Consider the following 18,911-nt stretch of genomic DNA (forward strand, 5'->3'; position numbering starts at 1 on the left):
GCGTCACCGTGCCCACCACGGCGGTGCTCCCGCCCCGGCGGGACCGCGGGTGAGGAAGGGTCGCGGGGCGGGTCGTCATGGCTACGAGGGTACGGAAGCACGGGGTGCGGGGGCCCGCGCGGCCCGTGAGGCGCCGTTCACACCACGGCGACGGAACGGTCGCGGGGCGTAACGTTTTGGCAAAGTCGAAATGGCGCACGCCCCTCCGGTGTTTCCGCCCGTGGAGGGGTTCCAGGCCGCGCACCCACCCGACACCCATGGAGGACTGCCACGTGAGCCAGTACGTGACCAGGCTCGGGCGTCTCTCCCCGGCGTCGCCGCCGCGGTTGAGGCTGCCGGGGAGCCCGCGCCGCCCGCGCCGCGTCGCCATGCTCTCCGTGCACACCTCGCCGCTGCACCAGCCCGGAACGGGCGACGCGGGGGGCATGAACGTCTACATCGTGGAGCTCGCCCGCCGGCTCGCCGCGCAGGGCGTGGAGGTGGAGATCTTCACCCGCGCCACCGCCGCCTCCCTTCCGCCCGCCGTGGAACTGGCCCCCGGCGTCCTGGTGCGCCACGTGGACGCCGGGCCGTACGAGGGGCTGGCGAAGGAGGACCTGCCGGCCCAGCTCTGCGCCTTCACCCACGGCGTGATGCGGGCCTGGGCGGGTCACCGGCCGGGCCACTACGACCTGGTCCACTCGCACTACTGGCTCTCCGGCCACGTCGGCTGGCTGGCCGCGCAGCGCTGGGGCGTGCCGCTGGTGCACGCCATGCACACCATGGCCAAGGTCAAGAACGCCTCCCTCGCGGAGGGCGACACGCCCGAACCGCCGGCCCGTGTGATCGGCGAGACGCAGATCGTGGACGCGGCGGACCGGCTGATCGCCAACACCGCCGACGAGGCCGCCGACCTGGTCCACCACTACGAGGCCGACCCCGCGAAGGTCGAGATCGTGCACCCCGGCGTCAACCTGGACCGCTTCCGCCCGGCCGACGGCAGGGCCGCGGCCCGCGCGCGCCTGGGCCTCCCGCAGGACGCCCTGATCCCCCTCTTCGCCGGGCGGATACAGCCGCTGAAGGCCCCCGACGTGCTGCTGCGGGCGGTGGCGGTGCTGCTGGAGCAGCGGCCCGAGCTGCGGTCCCGCCTGGTGGTGCCGGTGGTGGGCGGGCCCAGCGGCAGCGGCCTGGCCAAGCCGGAGCGGCTGCAGAAGCTGTCGGCGCGGCTCGGCATCGGCGACGTGGTGCGGTTCCACCCGCCGGTGGGGCAGGACCGGCTGGCGGACTGGTTCCGGGCGGCGTCCGTGCTGGTGATGCCGTCCTACAGCGAGTCGTTCGGCCTGGTCGCCATCGAGGCGCAGGCCACCGGCACGCCGGTGCTGGCCGCCGCGGTGGGCGGGCTGCCGGTGGCGGTCCGCGACGGCGAGACCGGCTACCTGGTCCGCGGCCACGATCCCGCCGACTACGCGGGCGTGCTGCGCCGCTTCGCCGACGACCCGTCGCTGACCGCCCGCCTGGGCGGGAAGGCCGCCCGCCACGCCCAGGGCTTCGGCTGGGACCGCGCCGCCGCGGCGACCACCGAGGTGTACACGGCCGCCCTGCACGCCCACCGTCGTCGCGTACGCTCGGCCCATGGCTGACGCGCGAGAGGTGATCGAGGAGTTCCTGCGGGACGCCGAGCTGGACTGGGAGTCCCCGGGGCCGGGCAAGTACGTCGTCACGCTCCCCGGCACGAGAAAGCTCTCCACGGCGGTCTCCCTGATCGCGGGCCGCCACTCGCTCTCCCTGAACGCCTTCGTCATCCGTCACCCGGACGAGAACGAGGCGGGCGTCCACCGCTGGCTGCTGGAGCGCAACCTCAAGCTGTACGGCGTCTCCTACGCCGTCGACCCGCACGGCGACGTGTACGTCACCGCCCGCCTGCCGCTGGCCTCCATCACCGCCGAGGAACTCGACCGGCTCCTCGGCCAGGTCCTGGAGGCGGCCGACGGCGCGTTCAACACGCTGCTGGAGCTGGGGTTCGCCTCCTCCATCCGCAAGGAGTACGCCTGGCGCGTCTCCCGCGGCGAGTCCACCAGGAACCTGGAGGCCTTCTCCCACCTCCTCGGGGACGAGTAGCCCTCGCATCGTCCGGCGGTCCGCCCCTCACGCCCCTCACCTCCCTTACGCCCCTTACGTCTCTCGCGGGCGGACGGGGAAGGACGCCTGGAACCGCAGGCGGGCGTCGGCGTCCTCACCGAGGGCGGTCACCAGGTCGTCGAGGGCGGCGAACTCCTCCCAGGCCGCGCGGCCGGTCGCCGCGGCGAGCCGGGCCACCACCAGGTCCTCGAGGTCCGCGACGCGCCTGCCCTTCCACACCTTGTCGGCCAGGGACACCAGTAGGTCCTCCAGGACCACACCCGGGTCGGTCCACGCGGCGTGGGTGGCGGCGAAGCGGGCCAGGCGGGGCGCGACGCCGTGGTCCAGGAGGAGGCCGCGGCCGGCCTCCTCGTGGGCCGACCCCAGGCCGGTGAGTTCGCCCGGGTGGAGGACCTTGCCGATGTCGTGCGTGGCCGCCCCGAACAGCACCGCCTCCCGGTCGAGGGCCACGGAGGGGTGGTCGCGCTCCAGCCGGTCCACCAGCCGGTGCGCCACGTCGTGGACGGCGCGCAGGTGAGCCGCCAGGCGCGGCGGGCAGTCCACGGCGGTCAGCAGCCCGGCCGCACGGTCCGGCAGCGGGAGCATGGGCGGGTCGGACGGTCCGTGCAGGGCCCGCGCGAGGAGACCGGTGGCCTCCGGTCGCGGGGCGCGGCCGGACACAGGGGTGGGGCGCCGTCTCCCGCCGACCGGGTGACGGCGGAGACGCCATTGTGGGGGACGCGTGCGGGAAAGGGCCGTGTCCGACGGTTCCGCCGTGACCGTCGGAGGGGGCCACTACCCTCGGGACATGACACACGAGGAACCCGGCTTCGTCTGCTCGCGGTGCGACGAGCGCCACGCGGGCCTTCCCATGGGTTACTCCACCGAGGCGCCCGACGTCTGGGACCCGCGCTACGCCGACCGCGAGGACAGCGTCCTCTCCCCCGACCAGTGCGTGATCAAGGGCGAGCACTTCTTCGTGAAGGGCCTGATCGAGATCCCGGTCCGCGAGACCGGCGAGAGCTTCGAGTGGGGTGTCTGGGTCTCGCTCAGCGCCCAGAACTTCCGGCGGGCGGACGAGTTGTGGGAGACGCCGGGGCGGGAGGCGGAGCCGCCGTACTTCGGCTGGCTGACCACCGAGCTCCCCCTGTACTCCCCCAGCACCCTGAACCTCCGCACCAACGTCCACACCCGTGAGGTGGGCCGAAGACCCTTCGTCGAGCTGGAGCCGACGGACCATCCGCTCGCGGTGGAGCAGCGTGAGGGCATCACGCTGGCGCGGGTGCGGGAGATCGCGGAGGCGGTCCTCCACGGAACGGACGACCCGCCCGGCCCCTGACCCGGGCCCGCACGGGTCACACGGTCTCTGAGCGCGGCCCGGCACGGCTCGCGCGCCCTCTGCCCCGGGGCCGCACCGGTCGCGCGGTTTCTGAGCCCGGCCCGGCACGGGTCACGCGGGTTCTGAGCCGGGGCAGGCACGGCTCGCACGGCCTCTGCCCCGGGCCCGCACGGGTCGCACGGTCTCTGAGCGCGGCCCGGCACGGCTCGCGCGGTCTCTGCCCTGGGGCCGCACCGGTCGCGCGGTTTCTGAGCCCGGCCCGGCACGGGTCACGCGGTCTCTGAGCGGGCCCGGCACGGGTCACGCGGTCTCTGAGCGGGCCCGGCACGGGTCACGCGGGTTCTGAGCCGGGGCAGGCACGGCTCGCGCGGCCTCTGCCCCGGGGCCGCACGGGTCGCACGGTCTCTGAGCGCGGCCCGGCACGGGTCACGCAAGTTCTGAGCGGGGCCGGCACGGCTTGCGCGGGTCACGCGGTACTTGAGCCGGGCCCGCCCGGCCACGCCCGGTGCCGGCCCGCGGGCCGCGGAGGCGTCCGCTCAGGCCGTCGCGCCCCCGGCGGCCTCCGACTCCGCCACCGGCTTCGGCTTCGGCTTCGGCTTCGGCGCCCCGGCGGACACGACCGGGGAGGCCACCTCCGGCTCGGGCGGCAACGCGCGCATCAGGAGCGCGTAGCCGACGGCCGCCACCGTGCCGATCACCGCGCAGGCGGCCCACAGCAGGTCGGGGCCGTACGCGTCGATGACCACGCCGGAGACGAGCGGCGCGACCAGGGCCGCAAGGGCCCAGGACACCGAGTACATCCCCTGGTACCGCCCGCGCCCCTGCACCGGCGAGAGGCGGACGACCAGGCTCGACTGGGTGGGAGCGTTGATGATCTCGGCGATGGTCCACACGCACACCGTGAGGGCCAGCACGCCGACCGATCCGGCGAACGCGGTCAGTCCGAAGCCGTAGCCCGCCAGGAGGGCGGAGACCACCAGCAGCCGCCGCGGGTCCCGTCGCTGGAGCAGCCCGGTGACGGGGATCTGCACGGCGACGATCAGCACACCGTTGACGGCGATGGCCAGGCCGTAGTCCGCCGGGCTGAACCCCTGCTGTCCCATGGCCACCGGCAGGGCCACGTACCCCTGCTGGAAGATCAGCGCGACCAGGAACGACAGCCCCACCATCGACATGAAGCGCCCGTCCCGCAGCACCGTGCCGAGACCGATCGCCTTCTCCGGGCCGGCGCCGACGCCCTCGCCCTCGCCGTCGCCGCCCGCCGGGGCCACCGGCGCCTCGGGCCGGGACTCCGGGATCTTCACGAAGACCAGCACCGCGCAGGCCAGCGTCATCCCGGCCTCGATCAGGAATCCGGCGACGTAGCTGACCTCGGCGACGAACCCGGCGCCCACCGCGGAGACCGCGAAGCCCAGGTTGATCGCCCAGTAGTTGAGGGAGAACGCCCGCACCCGGTCCTGCGGCGGCACGATGTCCGCCATCATCGCCTGCACGGCGGGCCGGGAGCCGTTGGACGCCATGCCCACCAGGAAGGCCACGGCGGCGATGGCCACGGGGTCGACCACGAAGCCGAGGGCCGCCACCGAGACCGCCGTGGAGAGCTGGGCGATCAGCATGGTGGGCCTGCGCCCCAGCCGGTCGGTCATCACGCCGGCGCCCACCGAGGAGATGACGCCGCCCAGGCCGTACAGCGCGGCGACCAGACCGGCGTAGGACGCCGAGTAGCCGCGGTCCAGCGTCAGGTAGAGCGCCATGAAGGTGGCGACGAACGCGCCCAGGCGGTTGACCAGCGAACTGGTCCACAGCCACCAGAACTCGCGGGGCAGACCGGAGACGGCCGCCCTCAGGGCGCGGATCAGCGAGGCGAGGAGCAAGGGAGCCTCCGCAGGGGGCGGGCGAGCGGCCGGTGTAAGCGGCGCAGAGGGACACCGCATGTTACTCCCGCCGTCACCGAGGGGGCCACCGCATTGTGGACGGGGCGCGCGGGGCTCGAACGCCTCCGATTACTCTGGGTGCCATGGCCGACGCACCGTACAAGCTGATCCTCCTCCGCCACGGCGAGAGCGAGTGGAACGCCAAGAACCTGTTCACCGGCTGGGTGGACGTGGACCTGACCGACAAGGGCGAGAAGGAGGCGATCCGCGGCGGCGAGCTGATGAAGGACGCCGGGCTCCTCCCCGACGTCGTGCACACGTCCCTCCAGAAGCGTGCCATCCGCACCGCCCAGCTCTCCCTGACCGCCGCCGACCGGCACTGGATCCCCGTCCACCGCAGCTGGCGGCTGAACGAGCGCCACTACGGCGCGCTCCAGGGCAAGAACAAGGCGGAGATCCTCGAGCAGTTCGGCGAGGAGCAGTTCATGCAGTGGCGCCGCTCCTACGACACCCCGCCGCCGGTCCTCGACGCCGACGCCGAGTGGTCGCAGTACGACGACGCCCGCTACGCGACGATCCCGCCGGAGCTGCGCCCGCAGACCGAGTGCCTGAAGGACGTCGTCCACCGGATGATGCCGTACTGGTACGACAGCATCGTCCCGGACCTGCTGACCGGCCGCACCGTCCTGGTCGCCGCCCACGGCAACTCGCTGCGCGCGCTGGTGAAGCACCTCGACGGCATCTCCGACGCCGACATCGCCGGCCTCAACATCCCCACCGGCATCCCGCTCGCCTACGAACTCGACGCCGAGTTCAAGCCGCTGGTCGCCCGCGGCACGTACCTCGACCCGGACGCCGCGAAGGCGGCCATCGAGGCCGTGAAGAACCAGGGCAAGAAGAAGTAACCGCCCACGAAAGTGCCCCCTGCCCGCGGATCCGCCGTGGGAGGGGGCACTTTCGGGTTTCCGGGTGGCCCGGTGGCCGGTCGTCGGGTCAGTTGGCGAACCAGCCGCCGACGGTGTCGTAGGGGAGGCTCAGGGAGCTGACCGTGTAGCTCTTGGAGCCGGTGCCGGTGATGCCCGTGGAGGAGCCCTTCAGCAGGTGGGCCATGCCGAGGGTGTCGCCCGCCCACTCGTCGGTCTCCACCATCAGGTCGGCGCGCCCGTCACGGGTGTAGTCGGCCATCCGCAGGTCGTTGCCGAAGTTGTCGTCGGCCTCGATGCTGCCGGCGACGCCGGAGGTGTTCTGGTCGTAGGCCTTGGCGCCGGTGCCGGAGAGGCCCCCGGCGCGGCCCAGCAGGACGGTGACCGAGCCGCCGTCGCGCCGGTCCGCGAGGTCCTCGCCGGGAGCGCCGACGGCCAGGTCCGCGTAGCCGTCGCCGTTGACGTCGCCGGCGGCGAGGGAGTAGCCGAACAGGTCGTCGCTCTCGGCCGCCCCGGGCACGCCGGCCGTGGCCTGGCTGAACTTCACCGGCTTGCGCGCGGTGTTCGGGCCGTTGGCGCCGCCGTACTGGACCACGACGTAGCCCCGGTTGGAGTCCTCCTCCTCGGCGCCGCGGCCGACGGCCAGGTCGCCGAAACCGTCCTTGTCGAAGTCGCCCAGGGCGATGCCGTAGGGGCCGTTGCCCTGCGGCTCCATCGGGTTGGGGTCCGGGATCCGGACGGCGGCGGCCCGGGTGGCGAAGGTGTCCCCGCCGCGGTGGAAGTAGGCCCGCACGTCCATGTCCGCGTCGCCGAGGTCCTGGCCGAGGATGTAGAGGTCGGTGGCGCCGTCGGCGTTGACCTTGCCGGCCACCAGCCTGTCGGGGGCGAGGTAGTCGTAGTTCCAGCCGAGCGTCTGGGACTCCGGGTACCCGCCCGCCCGGGTGAAGGGGCCTTCGAGCAGCACGACACCGCCGGCCTGGCTGGCGCTGGTGGCCGCGAGGTCCTGGTCACCGTCGCCGTCGAAGTCGCCCGCCACGACGTCCTCGCCGAACCGGTCGCCCTGGCCCTCGTACTCGGAGGGAACGGGCGAGTGGATGACGGTGCCCGTGCCGAGGCCCTTAGCCCCGCCCCAGACGACGGTGAGCCCGCCCCGGTACTGGATGTCGCCGACGCTCTCGTAGGGGGAGGAGACGATCAGGTCCGCGTACCCGTCGCGGTCGAGGTCGGCGCTGGTGGCGGACATCCCGAACGAGTCGTCCGTCTCCGCGGTGCCGGGGATGGCGGCCTGGCTCTGGTGGATGGTCTGCACGCGCGTCCCCGGGCCGCTCGACGTGCCGTAGACGACGTCGACCCGGTAGTCGGTCTTGTACCTGCCGCCGAGCAGGACGAGGTCGCGGTAGCCGTCGCCGTTGAAGTCGTCGGACAGCTTGGCCGGTGCCGCCACCGCAGGCTGGGCGATCACGAAGGGGCCGGCGACCGCCGCCGCGAGGACGGCCGCGACGGCGAGGGAGCGAGAGGGGCGCAAAGGGACTCCATCGGATGAGCGGGGTGCGTGGTGCGGAGTGCGTGGTGCGTGCTGCTGGGTGCGCGATGTGGGGTGCGTGAGGCGTGAGGCAGGCAACGCGCAGGGTGAAGCCGGGTGTTACGACGTGCGAGCGCCCCACAGGGTTGTACGGCCGCGGTCGCCCATTCGCCTCCGGCGGCGGGAGCCCGCCGGGCACGGGCCGACCGGCCGGTCAGCCGACCGGTCGGCCTGCAGCCGGTCAGGTGGCGGCGCGTCGTCCGTTCCGTGACATCGCGGCGTACAACCGGTGGCCGCCCCTCCGTGTCGAACCGGGTGGACGCGCGGCGCCTCACCGGCCCCGCGTCGGCCCGACCGGCCCCTACCGACCCCGACCTGGAGAGGTCATCGCATGTCCCGAGCACGCGGCGGAACCCGAGCCCGCACCACACGTCTGGGCGCGTCCCTCGGCGCCGTGGCGCTGCTGGCCGGCGGGCCGGGCGCCTGGTCCCTGACCACGGCGACGGCCCAGGCGGCCCATGCCACCGCCCCCTCCGTCGGCGTCGCGGACGACTTCGACCGCGACGGGTACGCGGACCTCGTCGTGGGCGCGCCGAACGCGACCGTCTCCGGTGTCTCCCGCGCCGGGTACGTCGCCGTGCTGTACGGCTCGTCCGACGGCATCGACCCCGCCGACCGGAAGATCGTCAGCCGCTCCACCGCCGGCGTCCCCGGCGCGGCGACCACCGGCCAGCGCTTCGGCGCCACCTTCGCCAAGGGCGACCTCGACCGGGACGGCTTCGGCGACCTGGTGATCGGGGGCGGCCCGGCCGGTTCGGTGATCCTGTGGGGTTCGCCGTCCGGGCTCACCGGCGGCACCGCGCTCGCCGGGTACGGCAGCGCCCCCCAGGTCGGCGACTTCGACGGCGACGGCACCTCCGACCTGGCGTTGTTCTCCGCGCAGGACATCCGCGGCGACGACCCGACGGGCGCGCCGGCGGCGTTGTGGAAGGGCCCGATCACCCGGACCGGCAAGCCCGCGGCGACCCTGCCGCTGCTCGACCGGTCGCTGTGGTGGGGCTACGACCGGGAGGACGCCTCCTGCGCGGAGAGCGGCGCCTGCGAGGACGGCCCCTCCTCGATCACCGGCCCGGTCGTCTCCGGCCAGGTCGGCGACGTCGACGGGGACGGCCGGGACGACATCGTCCAGTGGGTCTACACCGGCGACGGCACCTGGGGGAACCGCCTGCTGCTGGGCGGCGGCGCCACCGGCTTCACCCGGGGCGGCGTGCCGGGCGACGACACCTCCAGCACCCCGGTGGGCACGGGCGTCGGCGACGTGAACCGTGACGGCTACGACGACGTGGTGGTCGGCGCGGACGGCTGGAGCGACAAGGTGCGGATCGCGTACGGCTCGCCGACCGGCCCGTCCGACGGCACCACGGTCGCCTTCGACCAGGAACTGCCCGGCATCCCCGGGGTGCAGGAGGAGGGCGACCAGTTCGGCTCGGCCGTGTCGGTGGCCGACATGACCGGCGACGGGTACGCCGACATCGCGCTGGGGATCGCGGGCGAGGACATCGGCGGCGTCGAGGACGCGGGTTCGGTGGTGCTGGTGCCCGGCAGCGCCGCCGGGGTCACCGGGGCGGGCAGCAGGGCCGTGCACCAGAACACCGCCGGCATCCCCGGCGGCGCCGAGGCGGGCGACCGGTTCGGCGTCTCCGCGGCCCTCCTGGACGTCGACGGCGACGGCCACCGGGACCTCGCCGTGGGCACGAGCGCCGAGGACGGCGACAACGGCGCGGTGTGGGTGCTGCGGGGCGGCTCCGCCGGCCCGTCCACGCGGGACGCGGTCGCGGTCGACCCCGAGGACGTCGGCGCCCCCGCCACGGACGCCTGGTTCGGCGCGACCCTGCGCTGACCCGGGGCGCCGGGGCGGTCACGCCCCGGGGGGCATGTGCGGGGCGCACGGGCCCGTTGCACGGGGCGGGGGACCGGACCACAGGTGCGGGCGCAGGCCTCGGGCGGCGGCGCACGGGCGGCGGGCCTCGGGCGGCGGCGCACGGGCGGCGGGCCTCGGGCGGCGGCGCACGGGCGGCGGGCCTCGGGCGGCGGACCTCGGGCGGCGGCGGGCCGCGGGGCGCGGTCGGCGGGCGGCGGCGGGCCGCGGGGCACGGTCGGCGGGCGACGGGGAGCGGTTCAGAGGCGTCGGTGTTCCGTTCGCGCGCCCGCGGCGTGGAGCACCGCACAGGCGGCCTCGGCCGTCTCCTCGGGGACGCCGTGGAGGACCACCACCGGGACCCGGTCGAGCAAGGTCCGGCTGCGCCACGGGCTCAGGCCCGTCAGGCGCCGCACGGCTTGCGCGACGTGGAGCGGTTCGGGCCCCGGATCGAGCAGCACCACGTCGCCCGGCACCTCGTCGCAGACCGTCCAGACGTACTCCTCCACCGCCCCCGCCCCCTCCTGACCGAACGTCACCCGATCGGACGCGCGCCACGGGAACGATCGTTCTGCGTCGTTCGTCACACCCCTGAGAGATCGTCATACACGGCCGCCACCCTGGGAAGTGGCCGTGCGGGACCGCAGCCACGGGGTGACCGCCCGGGGCGGTGGGCGGGCGGGCCCGATCCGGGTCGACCGGGTACAGCCTCTGTCGCTCTGCCCGCCGGGCATGGCAGCATCCCCCAGGAGAGTCAGAGTTACCGACGGTAAGGCAGGTGGGAGGCGACCCATGGCAGCAAGCGGAGGAAGAGACGGAAGCGGCCCGCGCCGCCGGAGACTGATCGCCACGGCGGTCGCCCTGGTCTGTGCCATCACCGCACTGGGCACGTCCGGTACGGCGTTCGCGGGAACCCATGCGCCCTCCTCGGTGTCCGCCCCCGCCGAACCCGCGCCCACCCCGGCGTCCAACGCCGAGCTCGAGACGGTCCGCGGGCAGCTCGACGCCCTCTACCGGGACGCGGCCCGCGCCACCGAGGCGTACAACGCCGCGGAGGAGAAGGCCGAGAACCAGTCGAAGAAGATCGCCGAGATCGCCGGCCAGATCCACGCCGTGCAGGAGCGGCTGGACGACCTGCGCCGGCGTGCCGGGGCCGCCGCCCGTGCCCAGTACCGGGGGGCGGGAATGCCGCCGGAGGCGAAGCTCTGGCTGAGCGACGACCCCGAGGACTTCCTGGACGGCGCCCGCCGCGTCCAGGAGGGCGAGAAGGCCGCCAAGAACCTGCTCGACGACCTCACCGCCTCACGGACGGAGCTCAAGGAGCTGGAGCGGACGGCGTCCACCCGCTTCGAGGAGCTCGAGAAGCAGCGCAAGGCCAAGGACAAGGCCCGCGAGAAGATCGAGAAGCAGATCGCCGAGGCCGAGGAGCTCGAGTCCCAGCTGGAGAAGGAGGAGCGGGAGCGGCTCGCCGAGCTGGAGGCCGAGGCCGCCCGCCAGGCCCAGGCCGACTGGGTCGGTTCGGGCATACTCACCGGCCTGGACGACGCCACCTCCGCCTCCGCCCGCCGCGCCATCGGCTACGCCACCCAGCAGCTCGGCAAGCCGTACGTATGGGGCGCCGAGGGGCCCGACTCGTTCGACTGCTCGGGCCTGACCTCCCAGGCCTGGGCGAAGGCCGGCTATCCGATCCCCCGGACCTCGCAGGAGCAGTGGCGCCGGCTGCACCGGGTGCCCGTCCAGCAGATGCGTCCGGGCGACCTGATCATCTACAACAGCGACGCCACGCACGTCGCGATATACGTGGGCGGCGGCCAGATGATCCACGCCCCGCGCCCCGGCCGTTCGGTGACCGTGGCGGGCGCCGGCACCATGCCCATCCTGGGCGTGGTCCGCCCCGACCCGCAGCGCCCCAGCGTCAAGGCCGACACCGCCGGCGGCAGCGACGGGAAGAACGGGACCGACGGGAAGAACGGCGGCGACGTGAAGAACAACAAGGGCGGGAAGACGGACTAAGGCGCCGGAACGGCACGTTCCGGGACCGGCGGACGGAGTGACGCATTCCACCCGCCTCCTCTCCCGGCGGCCGCGGGCGCGTGACGTTCGTCATCCCCGCCGAGGCCGCCGACCTGTCCAAAAGCGCTCCTGAACGCGGCATTTGACTCTGCCGGACAGTCCTCACCGAGGGCTGTCCGGCATTCCGTTGCGCCCTTGTGAGCCGCTAAGGTCCCCAGTCGGTGGGCGTCGAACCCTCTCGACTCCCGCCGTCTCGGGGGGAGGGAAGGAAACCGAACCCATGCCGATGCCCATACCGCGGCCCCGGGCAGTCCCGCCCGTGGAGCGTGACCAGGAACCGGACTCCGGTGCCTGGCTGTACGGCGCCCCCGCCCCGGAGGCCCCGCGCCCGCAGGAGACGGCCGACGCCGACCCCTCCGCGGCACCGGCGAACACGTCGGCCGACGGCCCGCACCGGGCCGGCCCGAAACAGGAGGAGCACGCCTCGCCGGAGAATCCCGCGTCCAGCGCCCCGGTCGCCGAGAAGGCCGCCGTCCCGGCGCCGCTGACACTGCTGCTGATCGAGGCCGAACCGGGCGGCTCGACCGTCGTGACCGAGCTGCGCGAGTCCGACGGCAGGCCCGTGCGGGTCCGCACCGCCCGTAACCTCACCGAGGCGGAGCGTCTCCTCACCCACGACGTGAACTGCATCCTGCTCGATCTCGACCTCCCCGCCCCCGGCCGGACCGCCCCGTCGGAGGACGGCGCGGCCGAGGACGAGCTGGCCGTGCTCAAGCACGTGCTGCGCATCGCGCCCCGGCACGCCGTGCTGGCCCTCACCAGCTCCGGCGACGCGGAGCGCCGCGGCCCCGAGGCGGTCCGCGTCGGCGCCCAGGACTACCTGGTCCGCGACGAGCTCGACGGGCGCCTGCTGCGCCGCGCCATCCGCTACGCGGTGGAGCGCAAGCGCTCCGACACCGCCGAGCGGCGGCTCACCGAGTCCCGGCTGCGCGCCCAGGAGAACGCCCGCCTGGAGCGCGGCCTGCTGCCCACGCCCATCCTCGACGGCTCGCCGCTCCGCTTCGCGGCCCGCTACCGCCCCGGACGCTCCCGCGCGCTGCTGGGCGGCGACTTCTACGACACGGTGCGCACCCCGGACGGGGCGGTGCACGTGATGATCGGCGACGTCGCCGGTCACGGCCCCGACGAGGCCGCGCTGGGCGTCGAGCTCCGCATCGCCTGGCGCGCCCTGACCCTCGCCGGGCTCAGCGGCGACGACCTGCTCACCACGCTGCAGAAGGTGCTGGAGCACGAGCGCCACAGCGAGGAGACCTTCGCGACCCTCTGCCAGGTGGACATCGCCCCGGACGGCCGCAGCGCGGGGGTGTGCCTCGCCGGGCACCCGCCGCCGCTGATCGCCCGCCCGGGCGAGGGCGCGCACCTGCTGCCCTACGAGGAGAACGGCCCGGCGCTGGGCCTGCTGACGGACGCCGGCTGGCCGCGCACCGAGCTGTGGCTGGGCGACGCCTGGAGCCTGATGCTCTACACGGACGGCCTGATCGAGGGCCGCCAGGGCAACGGCCGGAGCGAGCGGCTCGGCGAGGACGGCATGGCCGACCTGGTGCGGCACCACCTGGCGGCGGGCCTGAGCGGCGAGCCGCTGCTGCGCGAGACGCTCTCGGAGGTCCGGTCCCTCAACGGGGGCGAGCTCACCGACGACGTGGCCGTCCTGCTGCTCGAGCGCGGCTGACCCGACGCGCCCCACGCCCGCCCGGAGAGCCGCCCCCGGACGGAACCGCCCGCCCGGAAGAGCCGCCCCGGACGGCACCGCCCGCCCGGGAGCCGCCTGAGCGGCGCCCCGAGCGGGCGGAGAGGTCTGCCGGCGGGCGACGCGCGCCGGTCAGCGGCCGCCGTTGTACGGGCCGTAGGGGCCGTCGCTGCTGGAGCCGCCACGGGTGCGGCCCTTGCCGCCGCCCGGCAGGCTCCGCAGCGCGGGGCGCACGTCGACGATGTACACGATCGTCGCGATCAGACCGATGATCGGCAGGAACGACATGATCGGGAAGATCAGGTTCACCAGAAAGGCGAGCCCCAGGATGATCAGCCAGAACGGCTTGGTCTGCTTGTCGGCGGCACGGTAGCCGTCCTCACGGCGGATCGCCGCGTCCACCAGCGCGAACCCGCTGAACACGATCAGCGCCAGGTTCAGCAGATACAACAGGTTGCTGAAGCCCTGCATCAGCACAACGTCCACCACCAGTCTCAGGTCGCCCGGGCCCGGGAGGGGTCCTGGGGGAGGTCCTGTCAGCCACGGTACTCGCCGTCCCCGCCCCTGGCCCCGCTCGGCTGTCCGTGCTCCCCTACCCGGTCGGCGGGCCGGGCACCCCGGCCGCCCGCCCCTCACGCCGACGGCCGGCGTCGGCGGTGCGGGAGGGCGGCGCGGAGGGCGTCCGGGGAACGTTCACCCGGCGGGCGGCCGGGAGCGCTCACCCGGCGGGCGGCCGGGAGCGCTCACTCGGCGGGAGGGGCGGCCTTCTTCGCGGCCCGCCGCGCGGGGGCCTTCTTCGCCGCGGCGGGCTTCTTCGCCCCGGCACCGGGCGCCGCGTCGGCGGTCCCGGCCTCCGCGGCCTCGGTGGTCCCGGCGGCCTTCTCGGCCGGCTGGGCCGCCGCGGGGGCGGGCGGCTCGGCCACCGGGGTGACCGAGGCGGCCGGGCGGGAGGCCCGCGGCTCGACCGCCGCCGCGGCGTCGACCATGCCGTCCGCCGCCTCGCCGCGCCAGACGCGGACCGCCTGCTCGCCGTGCTCCGCCACCCGCTCGTACGTCTCGCGGGCCTTGACCGCGTACTCCAGCGCCCGGCCCACGCCGCGCAGCGCCAGGCCCTGCGCGGTCTCGCCGAGCTTCTTCAGGTCGGGCTCCAGGCCGGCGACGGCCTCGGAGACCTTGGCCTGCACGACCTCGGTGGTCTCCTTGACGCGGGCCACGGCCTTCTCCTGCACCGCCTTGGCGTCGGCGGCCTTCACGGCCTCGATCCGGGCCGGGGCCTCGGTGCGCAGCTGCTCGACCAGCGCGGGCACCTTCCGGGCCTGCTGCAGGGCCAGGTCGGCCGTTCCGGCGGCGAAGTAGAGGGGGGTGGGGTCGCTCAGGGTCTTGCGGAGGTCGTCGGTGATGGCCATGAGGATGGTCCTCCCGGATCGCTTTACTGCTGAGGGTGGTGCTTCTGACGGTCGGCCTGCGGGTCTGGCGCGCACTCGCCGTCGGCCGTACGGTCTCCGCCGGTCCCGGCCCCGGCCGCGGTGCCGGTGCCGTTCGCGGCCCCGGCCCCGGTCGCGGACCCGGTGCCGTCCGCGGGGCGGCCGGCGCCGTTCTCGTGGCGGAACGCGTCGTAGATCTGGAGCAGCGCCTGCTTCTGCCGTTCGGTGAGCGCGGGGTCGTCGAGGATCACGGCCCGGGTGTCCGGGCCGCTCGTCCCGTCGTCCGCCAAGCCGCTGCCCCGTTCGGCGTCGAGAATGCCCGCCCGGACGTAAAGGGTCTCGGCGGAGATCCGCAGGGCCTTGGCGACCTGCTGCAGCACCTCGGCACTGGGCTTGCGCAGGCCGCGCTCGATCTGGCTCAGGTACGGGTTCGACACCCCGGCGGCGTCGGCGAGCTGACGCAGCGACAACTGCGCGCCGCGCCGCTGTTCGCGCAGGTACTCCCCGAGACCACCGACGTTGAGCGATGCCATGGCCACACGGTGCCACCGTGCGCTAACTTTTGCAAGCGCCCTGCTAGCAGGGGGGCCGGCAGAGCGTCCCGCCGCGGCGGGCGAGCAGGGCGTCCAGCACGAACTTCAGCGATCCGACCGTGTGACCGGCGCCCGCCTCGCGCAGCAGCCGCTCCCCCGCGTCGCTGCGCGCGTGCCCGAGGAAGGGGATGTCCGCGGCGCGGGCCGCCTCCAGGTGCGCCGGGGACTCCCCCACGAACAGGGCCTCCTCGCGCGCGGCGTCCAGGGAGACGAGCGCCCCCGCCAGCGTGTAGGGGAACTCGTCCCGGTGCCCGGTGCCCCGGCCGCACACGCGGGGCAGCGCCTCGGCCAGCCCGCGCCCGGCGACGTAGCGGCTCGCCACCTCGGCGGCGTGCCGGGTCACCACGACCGTGCGCACGTCCAGCGCGGCCCAGGTGCGCACCAGGGGGTCGGCCCAGGGGGTGGGCACGGCCCTCGGCACGGCGCGCAGCTCGGCCGTCGTGAGGTGCTCGCGCACGGCGGCCGCGAGGGCCGTGTCCCGCCCCTCCGCCAGCGCCGCCAGCACCGCGTAGGGGTCACGCGCGGCCCGCACGGCCTCCGGGAGCGGTACGGTGGCCGGCGCGGCGTCGACCAGGGAGATCAGCTCGTCGGCGAGGCGGCGCTCCTCCTCGCCCCCGGGCGGGAACAGCCGGCACAGGGGGCCGTCCAGGGCGAGCAGCACGACGCGGGCGCGGGAGACGAGGCGGTCCGCCTCGTCGGTCATCACATGAGGGGCCATCAGGACAGTGTCAGGTCACTGGTGATGGTTTCCCAGAGGGCGTCGAACCACTTCTGCGACTGCTCCACGAACGCCGCGTCGCGCGAGGCGCCGGCGCGCTCGAAGGAGAACAGCAGCGACTCCGCGCTCATCCCGTCGAAGACCTCCACGGCCTCGCTCTCGCCGACCGTCTCCTCGCGCCGCGTGATCATGTAGTAGGCCATCAGCGCCTCGGAGCCGTTGAGCAGGTAGAGCTTCATCGGCGGGGTGAACGGCAGCGCCCGGAAGGTGACCCGGACGTCCACGCCGTGCGAGTGGCGCAGCATCCGCAGGTTGTGGCGCAGGACGTGGCCCTGGGCGTTGCGCTGCGCCAGCCACCACTCGTGGACCGGGTCGGGCGGCTCGACGTCGCCGTCGGCACGCTTGCGGCGCCCCTCGACCGGGACGGGGAAGGCCAGGTTGATGCTCCGGGACGGCACCAGGATCCGCACGTCGATGGAGTCCGGCCGGACCCGGCCCTCGTGGACCATCCGCAGCGGCTCGGCGAGCGCCAGCATCAGCGTCTCGGCGGTCAGGCAGACCGCGTCGATCCGCACCGCCGGCTCCTGGAACGCCTGCACCAGCCGGGGGGCCAGTCCGACCATGGCCGGGCGCGGCTCGCCCGAGAGCGGGCGGCGCTCGGCGATCCGCGGCGGACTGCCCTTGCTCACGTTGGTCAGGAGCCCGAGCTCCTGCAGGGTGCGCAGCGCCTGGCGCACCGCGCCGCGCTCCACGCCGAACTCCTCGGCCAGCTCCGCCTGGGTGGGCAGGCGGTCACCCGCCCTGAGCTCGCCCGCCTGGATCCGGTCGCGCAGTACTTCGGCGATCTCATGGGACGAGAGTCTCCTGCTGCCAGTCACTGCCACGTTCTCCTGGGTCACGACCAAACGGTACAACTTCCGCGCGAACACGGGACGTTGGTTTCACTAACCGCCAACTGGACATAACTGCAACCAACTTGGACTCTTGGCAAAGTTGGACCGAGTTGGCTGCACTACCACCACCGGGAGAGAACCACGGACCGGACACCCCAGCTACCACGACCCCTTGGAGGCACCCGTGCCCGCCCTTGCCGCCCTCGCCGCCGCCGTCGCCGTCGTCCTGGTCGAGCGGTACGTCGAGATGAGGTACGGCACGGCCGGACTCGTCGGCCTGCTGCTCCTCACCGTCGGCCACAAGGCCAACAGCCCGACGTGCAGCTCCGCGGGGGCGGTGGTGCTCGCCGTGACCGTCACCTCGCCGGCGGTCTGACCCGGCCAAGCCTACAACTTCGCGCCATTTCGCGGGAGTTCACGTAAAAGGTGGTTACCCCGCAGGGCGAGATGGATACAACTAGAGATGAGTTGGTCGCCAACTCTCCCAACCTGGCCGAACGTCCAGGGGGTTGGCGTCACGGCTCGTGCGAGGACAGCGCTCCTCTCCGGAGGGGAGCCGGGAGCGCGGCACCACCCACAACTGAAGAGCACGCTACGGATGCACGACCCGCACCATCCGCACCACCCGTACGACCCGTACGACCGGCGCCGTCGCACCGTCCGAAGGGCGGACGGAACCCGCGGCACGACAGGCAGGAAGGAGCCCGACCAGGAGCGTCAACGGCAGGGAGCCCGCCCCACCGGGCGGGGCCCCTGCGACCCCTCGCGGCCCCCGCGAGAGGCCCCCGCGGCCCACTGCGGCCCCTGCGGCCAGGTTCAGGTCCGGGTTCAGAACGCGGCGCGGATCGCGCCGACCTCGCGGCCGCCGCCCAGCAGCGGCGCGTGGCCAATGCGCTCGAGCACCGGAGAGTCCACGCCGGCCCGCCGCAGCGCACGCGCCAGCACCGGACCGAGGGCGCGCGTGGCGCCGTCCTCGACCTTGAACGCCAGCGCCCGGCCGTCGGGCAGGGCCACCGCCTGCACCGCCTCGGCGCCCATCTTCGACAGCGTCCCCGGCACCTCACGCATCAGCCAGGTGTCCGGGCGGCGGGTTCCGGCCACGTACTCCGGGTGCGCCCGCATCGCGTCCGCCACCCGGCGCTCCACGCTGCCCGGCTCCGCCAGCACGTAGGAGCGGAAGGCCCGCGCCAGCCCGGTGAGGCTGATCGCCATCAGCGGCGCCCCGCAGCCGTCGGTGCCGACCGCGGCCACCGGCTCGCCCGCCGCCTTCTCGATCTCCGTGTGCACCAGCCGCTGCAGCGGGTGCTCCGGGTCCAGGTAGCTCTCCAGCGCCCAGCCGTTGAGGGCGGAGGCGGCCAGCATGGCGGCGTGCTTGCCGGAGCAGTTCATCACGTGCCGTTCGCGGACGCCGCCGGCGGCCAGGTAGGCCTCCGCCTCGACCGGGTCGAGCGGCAGGTCGGCCGGGCAGCGGAGCTGGTCCTCGGTGAGCCGGAACGCGGTCAGCATCTCGCCGACCAGCCGGCGGTGGAACGTTTCTCCCGAGTGGCTGGCCGCGGCCAGCGCCAGCCGCTCGCCCTTCAGCGCCAGCCCGGCCCGCAGGACCGCCGCGGCCTGCATCGGCTTGTTGGACGACCGCGGGAAGACCACCGCGGCGGGGTCGCCCAGCGCGTACTCGACGGAACCGTCCGGGGCCAGCAGCACCAGGTGCCCGCGGTGCCGCCCCTCCACGAACCCCGAGCGCACCACCTCGGCCAGCGGAACCGGCTCGACGGAGGCGGAGGCGGAGGCGGTGGCGGAGGCCGCCCGGGCGGGGCGGTCGGCGGCGGGGACGCAGGTCGGCTCGGACACGT

General features: G+C 74.5%; 18 protein-coding genes. 8 read left to right on the forward strand and 10 right to left on the reverse strand.

Going from position 1 to position 18,911, the window contains the following annotated elements:
* Window positions 1-272 precede the first annotated feature (272 nt).
* Both mshA and ABZ836_RS17785 read left to right on the forward strand, forming a co-directional pair.
* Complete coding sequence (mshA, locus tag ABZ836_RS17780; protein ID WP_361143155.1) at window positions 273-1,619, forward strand: D-inositol-3-phosphate glycosyltransferase; 1,347 nt, start codon at window positions 273-275, stop codon at window positions 1,617-1,619.
* On the forward strand, window positions 1,612-2,097 hold the full coding sequence (locus ABZ836_RS17785) for a YbjN domain-containing protein (protein WP_356130151.1): 486 nt from the start codon (window positions 1,612-1,614) through the stop codon (window positions 2,095-2,097). Before mshA ends, ABZ836_RS17785 begins: the two co-directional genes overlap by 8 nt.
* Window positions 2,098-2,151: 54 nt before the next feature.
* Here the strand turns inward: ABZ836_RS17785 and ABZ836_RS17790 are convergent, their stop codons facing one another.
* A complete protein-coding gene (locus tag ABZ836_RS17790) occupies window positions 2,152-2,703 on the reverse strand; it encodes an HD domain-containing protein (protein WP_361143158.1) in 552 nt (183 codons plus the stop codon).
* 265 nt (window positions 2,704-2,968) lie between these two features.
* On the opposite strand from ABZ836_RS17790, the gene ABZ836_RS17795 reads away from it, so the two are divergent.
* Window positions 2,969-3,436, forward strand: a complete 468-nt coding sequence (locus ABZ836_RS17795; protein ID WP_356130309.1) for a DUF2199 domain-containing protein — start codon at window positions 2,969-2,971, stop codon at window positions 3,434-3,436.
* Between the two features lie 536 nt (window positions 3,437-3,972).
* On the opposite strand, the gene ABZ836_RS17800 is transcribed toward ABZ836_RS17795, so the two are convergent.
* Window positions 3,973-5,310: an MFS transporter gene (locus ABZ836_RS17800; RefSeq protein ID WP_361143161.1), complete on the reverse strand. Its 1,338-nt coding sequence runs from the start codon at window positions 5,308-5,310 to the stop codon at window positions 3,973-3,975.
* Between the two features lie 143 nt (window positions 5,311-5,453).
* On the opposite strand from ABZ836_RS17800, the gene ABZ836_RS17805 reads away from it, so the two are divergent.
* A complete protein-coding gene (locus ABZ836_RS17805) occupies window positions 5,454-6,215 on the forward strand; it encodes a phosphoglyceromutase (protein WP_361143164.1) in 762 nt (253 codons plus the stop codon).
* A gap of 88 nt (window positions 6,216-6,303) precedes the next feature.
* Here the strand turns inward: ABZ836_RS17805 and ABZ836_RS17810 are convergent, their stop codons facing one another.
* The gene (locus tag ABZ836_RS17810) at window positions 6,304-7,758 is read right to left on the reverse strand and encodes an FG-GAP and VCBS repeat-containing protein (protein ID WP_361143167.1); all 1,455 of its coding nucleotides are present in this window, start codon (window positions 7,756-7,758) and stop codon (window positions 6,304-6,306) included.
* Window positions 7,759-8,146: 388 nt separating this feature from the next.
* On the opposite strand from ABZ836_RS17810, the gene ABZ836_RS17815 reads away from it, so the two are divergent.
* On the forward strand, window positions 8,147-9,655 hold the full coding sequence (locus ABZ836_RS17815; protein ID WP_361143170.1) for a hypothetical protein: 1,509 nt from the start codon (window positions 8,147-8,149) through the stop codon (window positions 9,653-9,655).
* Between the two features lie 278 nt (window positions 9,656-9,933).
* Here ABZ836_RS17815 and ABZ836_RS17820 read toward each other — a convergent pair whose 3' ends face one another.
* On the reverse strand, window positions 9,934-10,212 hold the full coding sequence (locus ABZ836_RS17820; protein ID WP_361143173.1) for a ribosomal protein L7/L12: 279 nt from the start codon (window positions 10,210-10,212) through the stop codon (window positions 9,934-9,936).
* Window positions 10,213-10,465: 253 nt separating this feature from the next.
* Between ABZ836_RS17820 and ABZ836_RS17825 the strand changes: the two genes are divergently transcribed.
* A complete protein-coding gene (locus tag ABZ836_RS17825; protein ID WP_361143176.1) occupies window positions 10,466-11,686 on the forward strand; it encodes an NlpC/P60 family protein in 1,221 nt (406 codons plus the stop codon).
* 280 nt (window positions 11,687-11,966) lie between these two features.
* Window positions 11,967-13,415, forward strand: a complete 1,449-nt coding sequence (locus ABZ836_RS17830; protein ID WP_356130165.1) for a fused response regulator/phosphatase — start codon at window positions 11,967-11,969, stop codon at window positions 13,413-13,415.
* A 150-nt stretch (window positions 13,416-13,565) separates the two neighbouring features.
* Here ABZ836_RS17830 and ABZ836_RS17835 read toward each other — a convergent pair whose 3' ends face one another.
* The 5 genes from ABZ836_RS17835 to ABZ836_RS17855 form a co-directional block, all read right to left on the reverse strand.
* A complete protein-coding gene (locus ABZ836_RS17835; RefSeq protein WP_361143284.1) occupies window positions 13,566-13,904 on the reverse strand; it encodes a DUF2516 family protein in 339 nt (112 codons plus the stop codon).
* A 272-nt stretch (window positions 13,905-14,176) separates the two neighbouring features.
* Window positions 14,177-14,839, reverse strand: coding sequence for a hypothetical protein (locus ABZ836_RS17840; RefSeq protein ID WP_361143179.1), 663 nt, complete (start codon window positions 14,837-14,839; stop codon window positions 14,177-14,179).
* 23 nt (window positions 14,840-14,862) lie between these two features.
* On the reverse strand, window positions 14,863-15,390 hold the full coding sequence (locus ABZ836_RS17845) for a helix-turn-helix transcriptional regulator (protein ID WP_361143182.1): 528 nt from the start codon (window positions 15,388-15,390) through the stop codon (window positions 14,863-14,865).
* A gap of 43 nt (window positions 15,391-15,433) precedes the next feature.
* On the reverse strand, window positions 15,434-16,168 hold the full coding sequence (locus tag ABZ836_RS17850) for an HAD family hydrolase (protein WP_356130171.1): 735 nt from the start codon (window positions 16,166-16,168) through the stop codon (window positions 15,434-15,436).
* Window positions 16,168-17,073, reverse strand: coding sequence for a winged helix-turn-helix domain-containing protein (locus ABZ836_RS17855; RefSeq protein ID WP_356130173.1), 906 nt, complete (start codon window positions 17,071-17,073; stop codon window positions 16,168-16,170). Before ABZ836_RS17855 ends, ABZ836_RS17850 begins: the two co-directional genes overlap by 1 nt.
* Window positions 17,074-17,245: 172 nt before the next feature.
* Here ABZ836_RS17855 and ABZ836_RS17860 point away from each other — a divergent pair, with 172 nt between their 5' ends.
* A complete protein-coding gene (locus tag ABZ836_RS17860) occupies window positions 17,246-17,437 on the forward strand; it encodes a hypothetical protein (protein ID WP_356130175.1) in 192 nt (63 codons plus the stop codon).
* 452 nt (window positions 17,438-17,889) lie between these two features.
* On the opposite strand, the gene ABZ836_RS17865 is transcribed toward ABZ836_RS17860, so the two are convergent.
* Entirely contained in the window at window positions 17,890-18,909 is a 1,020-nt protein-coding gene (locus ABZ836_RS17865) for an asparaginase (protein WP_361143187.1), read from the reverse strand.
* Window positions 18,910-18,911 lie beyond the last annotated feature (2 nt).

The organism is Streptomyces sp. NPDC047130 (assembly GCF_040643475.1).
GTDB lineage: Bacteria > Actinomycetota > Actinomycetes > Streptomycetales > Streptomycetaceae > Streptomyces.